Consider the following 4,446-nt stretch of genomic DNA (forward strand, 5'->3'; position numbering starts at 1 on the left):
GGCCTTTTCACTTTCGTCTATGAGCTGGCCGAGGCCGCTTCGAAGGACAAAAGCGCGGCGACGAAGCCCTTGAAGACAGGGTCTTCGCAAATTCGTCACCGAGTCGATTGAGGCTGCGGAACTTAGCGATCCACCCTTTCGAATGCAAGCCCCGGAGGCCTCGAATTCGTCCGGAAGGCCGTGGCCCCGAAGCGAGGGCGGTGTTTAGCCACCGCCCCGGAGAGTCGCAACCGCAAAAGCGACCCGATCAATCGCACGCATCGCATTGTCTGTGTGTGGATCTGTGAATGGTTTTTGGGGCCGGCCCCTCATCGCCCGGGGGCGACGACGCTTGCGCCACCCCCTCCCCTGGCTCCATAGACCTCCACAAGAGGAGGCCTCGCGTCCATGTTGTCCCAGAAAGCGCGTTACGCCCTGCGCGCCATGATCGAACTGGCCCGGGAAGACGGGCAGGTCACCGCCGGCGAACTGGCGGTCCGCGCCGACGCGCCGCGCAAGTTCCTCGAGGCCATACTTCTTACACTGGCGCGCCAGGGCCTGGTGATCAGCCGCCGGGGCAAGTTCGGCGGCTATCTGCTGGGGCGCGAGCCCGCCCAGATCAGCTTCGCCGAGATCATCCGCCTGGTCGACGGCCCGCTGGCCCTGACCCCGTGCGTCAGCCGCACCGCCTTCCGGCGCTGCGAGGACTGCCGCGACCTGGCCACCTGCGCCCTGCGCGAAGCCCTGCTGCGGGCCCGCGACGCCACGGCGGCGGTGCTGGAGGGCTACAGCTTGGCCGACGCCGTCGCCGGTTCGGGCGCGGAACTGCTGGAAGAGCCGGCGTCCTGAACGACGCTCTATATAGGCGCCCTATATAGAGTGCGGGGACGCTCCTCTCCGGACCGCCCGCCGTCCCTCTCGCGACGCGACCTCAGCCGGCCGCGATATAGGCCTTCAGGCCTTCGGCCTCGGCCTGGGCCTCGCTGATCTTGTACTTCACCAGGTCGCCGATCGAGATGATGCCCGCCAGGCGCTTGCCCTTGCAGACCGGCAGGTGGCGGATGCGGCGGTCGGTCATCCGCTCGAGCAGGGCGTCGACGGTCTCTTCGGGCTGGGCGAAGACCACGTCCCTGGTCATGCAGCTGGAGATCGGCTTGGACAGGGCCGCCGCCCCGCCCTCGGCGATCACCCGCACGATATCGCGTTCGGACAGGATGCCGGCGATCGTCTCGTCCTCCTCGAGCACGACCATGGCGCCCACGCGCCGGGTGTGCAGCAGGGCCGCCGCCGCCCCCACCGTCTCGTTCGGCGAGGCGGTGAAGACGAGATCGCCCTTGTCCTTCAGGATCTGAGAAACCAGCAAAGCTTAATCCTCCCTGAGACTTATATTCCGAGCAGGGTCTCGCAAAGCGGCCCCCTTATCAATGGGCCGCGCGCCGGAGCGGCCGCATATTGTCGCGGGCCAGCTTAACCAAATCGCGAGACCTTCGGGCGTAGACCGAACGCTGTCCGATATTGGCACGGGGGTTGCTTGCCGTTCGGACACGTCGGTGTTCACGAGGTCCAGATGGCTGCGAGTGTGAAGAAACTGCCGGGCGCCGGCCGCCTGCTGGCGATCAGCGCCGCCGTGCTGGCCCTGGCCGCGGCCGCGACGGGCCTGGTGCTGTCGAGCCCCGCCCGCGCCCAGACCCTGGACACCAACTCCGCCTCGTTCAACGCCGGCTACGGCCGCGTGGCCGGTTCCGAGAACCACGTGGTCGAGTATTCGACCCGCGACGCCAACGGCAACCGGGTGATCGTCGACGGCGTCATGCTGACCGGCGCCGACCAGAGCGTCTATTCGTCCAGCCGGTCGTCGGGCTCGCTGGACTCCTATTCGGGCGTCGGCTCCCTCGGGGGCTGGGGCAGCTCCACGGCGATCGGCAACAACCTGACGGTCGTCACCCAGGGCAACAACAACACCGTCATCGTCAACTCCAGCCAGATCAACAACGGCAACATCAGCGCCGGAACGAACGTCGGGAAATCGGGCAATGGCCAGTAAGCGCCTCCTCCTTCTGCTGGCGGGCGCCTGCGCCGCGCTGAGCGCGTGCGGCGGCGTTCCCAAGTCGATGACCGACGGCAACTACGCCACGCCGATCGGCTCGGCGCCCGTGACCGCCAATCCGACGCCCTACACCGCCGGCCTGGTCTGCCTGGCGCAGTACGCCCGCGCCAACCACGTGGTCGCGCCGCGCGTCGCCATCGGCCGCATCGCCGACTACACTGGCAAGGAAGAGTCCGACGGTTCGGGCCGCAAGGTCACCCAGGGCGCCTCGCTGCTGGCCATGACCGCCTTCGCCAAGGCCGGTATGCCCATGGTCGAGCGCTTCGACACCTCGGTGTCGGAGTACGAGCTGAAGTACGCCAACAACAAGCTGATCTCCGACAACCCCAAGCCGGGCGCCGACGCCCCGGCCGACTACCGCCGCATCCTGGCGGGCCAGGTCCCGGGCTCGGACTTCTATGTGGCCGGCGGCATCACCGAGCTGAACTACAACATCCGCTCGGTCGGGGCCGACGCCTATATCGGCGACAAGGACACCGACGGCCTGAAGGGCAACTTCCGCCGCCGGGTGTTCGTGATGAACATCGCCCTGGACCTGCGCCTGATCAACACCCGCACCCTCGAGGTCGTGGACGTGATCTCCTACCAGAAGCAGGTGGTCGGCCGCGAGATCAGCGCCGGCGTCTTCGACTTCCTCAATGGCAACATCTTCGACATCTCGGCGGGCCGCGGCGCGCTGGAGCCGATGCAGCTGGCCGTGCGCTCGCTGATCGAGCGGGCCACCATCGAGATGAGCGCCAACCTCTACGGCATGCCGGGTCCGCAGAGCTGCCTGCAGTACGACCCCTACGCCGCCAACACCGTCGGCGCGACCGGGGCCTTCGTCCCCGCCTACAACAACCTGGGAACCAACAATGCGCAGACCCGCGAAGACCCGTCTCGCTGGAACGATCGCAGCGATCCCAATGTGCGTGATGCTGGCAAGCGGGGTCGCTACTAGCCAGACCGTCCCCGTCCAGGGCTCCAACGACCAGTTGAACCTCGGCGGGATCTTCGCCGACCAGACCCTGAACGTCGTCACCGCCGACGAGGGCGTCACCGCCACCACCACGGCGGGGGGCAACACCTTCGGCGCGACGACCGTCAACGCCGACGCCGGCCTGACGTCCAACCAGGTGAACCAGGGCGCGATCGGCGCCCACGGCGTGGTCAACGTCTCAGGCTCCATGGGCGACTCCAGCACCGTGACCACGACGGCCGTCGGCAACAGCGGCACGGCCACGGCGGCCTACGGGACGCTGAGCGGCTTCATGGTCCAGACCAACAGCGGCGCGGTCACCGCCCGCAGCCAGATCGAGGGCGAGACGGCCCAGGCCGGCGACGTGATCGAGACCAGCTCGGCGGCCGGCAACAGCCAGGGCCTGCTGATGGTCAACGGCGCGATGGGCGCGCGGGTCAGCCAGAACAACCAGGCCGACGTCGCCGCCGACGGCGGGGCGGTGCTGCAGTACGTGGCCGGGACCGCGGTCGTGGCCGGCACGGCGGCGGGCAACAACATCGACCTGACCGGAGCCAACCAGTCGGCGGCCCGGGTGATCACCGACCAGAACAACGGCGCGGCCAATGTCACGGCCACCAAGTTCGCGGCCTACGGCAACAGCTACCTGACCACCACGGCGGCCACGGCCTCGGGCAACAACCTGAACGCCAGCAACGACGGCACGCTGCTGGACGTGGCCAGCCACCAGTACAACACCGCCTATGTGCGGGCCCAGGCCGAGGAGACCTCGTACCAGTTCGGCGGCGCCCAGGCGACGGCGTACGGCGTGGGCAACTCGGCCATGGCCAGCAACAGCAACGGCCCTGGCCTGGTGCTGGACAACGTCCAGGTCAACGACGGCGGCGGGGTCGAGGTGATCGCCAGCTTCGACGGCCACGACGGCTACGACGCCGGCGCCAGCGCCACGGCCATCGGCAACGCGGTCAGCGGCTACGCCTGCAACCTGTGCAGCGGCACGATGACGGCCACCAACAGCCAGTCCAACAATGTTGACGTCAGCGCCCGCTCGACCGTGACCGTCCGCTCGTCGGGCCGCGCGGTCGTGGGCGTCTCGACCGCGACGGGGAACAACGCGACGTTCTCGGTGACGAACTAGGGCCGGCACGGGCCGGACTCCCTTCTCGATCAGGCGCGGTCAGCCCTTGCCCCCTACGGACCGCTTCGCGGTCGTCTTCCCCCGGAGGGGGAAGAGCTTTGCTGAGCGGACCGCGCGAGGCTCCGCCCCCTACGGGGGCGGACAGGCGGCGAAGCCGCCAGGTGGGGCAAGGGGGTCAGCCACGGTTTCTCGGCCTCACGCTTTCGCTATGAGTTGGAAAGGGACGCGGAGCGCCGGACATCGTCCGGAGTGTTTGAAGCAGTA

The 4,446-nt window shown here is 68.3% G+C and carries 5 protein-coding genes; 4 read left to right on the top strand and 1 reads right to left on the bottom strand.

Annotated features, from left to right (window positions below):
* Positions 1-387 precede the first annotated feature (387 nt).
* Positions 388-828: an Rrf2 family transcriptional regulator gene (locus WAE60_RS24035; RefSeq protein ID WP_029907369.1), complete on the top strand. Its 441-nt coding sequence runs from the start codon at positions 388-390 to the stop codon at positions 826-828.
* An 82-nt stretch (positions 829-910) separates the two neighbouring features.
* Here WAE60_RS24035 and WAE60_RS24040 read toward each other — a convergent pair whose 3' ends face one another.
* On the bottom strand, positions 911-1,342 hold the full coding sequence (locus WAE60_RS24040; protein ID WP_029907370.1) for a CBS domain-containing protein: 432 nt from the start codon (positions 1,340-1,342) through the stop codon (positions 911-913).
* A 204-nt stretch (positions 1,343-1,546) separates the two neighbouring features.
* Here WAE60_RS24040 and hfaA point away from each other — a divergent pair, with 204 nt between their 5' ends.
* Genes hfaA through hfaD form a run of 3 tightly spaced genes read left to right on the top strand, consistent with a single transcriptional unit; the run spans position 1,547 to position 4,182 of the window.
* Complete coding sequence (gene hfaA / locus WAE60_RS24045; RefSeq protein WP_029907371.1) at positions 1,547-2,023, top strand: holdfast anchoring protein HfaA; 477 nt, start codon at positions 1,547-1,549, stop codon at positions 2,021-2,023.
* Positions 2,013-3,026, top strand: a complete 1,014-nt coding sequence (gene hfaB / locus WAE60_RS24050) for a holdfast anchoring protein HfaB (RefSeq protein ID WP_029909942.1) — start codon at positions 2,013-2,015, stop codon at positions 3,024-3,026. The genes hfaA and hfaB overlap by 11 nt, the downstream gene beginning before the upstream one ends.
* A complete protein-coding gene (hfaD, locus tag WAE60_RS24055) occupies positions 2,992-4,182 on the top strand; it encodes a holdfast anchor protein HfaD (RefSeq protein ID WP_337689219.1) in 1,191 nt (396 codons plus the stop codon). Before hfaB ends, hfaD begins: the two co-directional genes overlap by 35 nt.
* Positions 4,183-4,446 lie beyond the last annotated feature (264 nt).

This window comes from Caulobacter sp. CCG-8, assembly GCF_037402475.1.
Classification (GTDB): domain Bacteria; phylum Pseudomonadota; class Alphaproteobacteria; order Caulobacterales; family Caulobacteraceae; genus Caulobacter.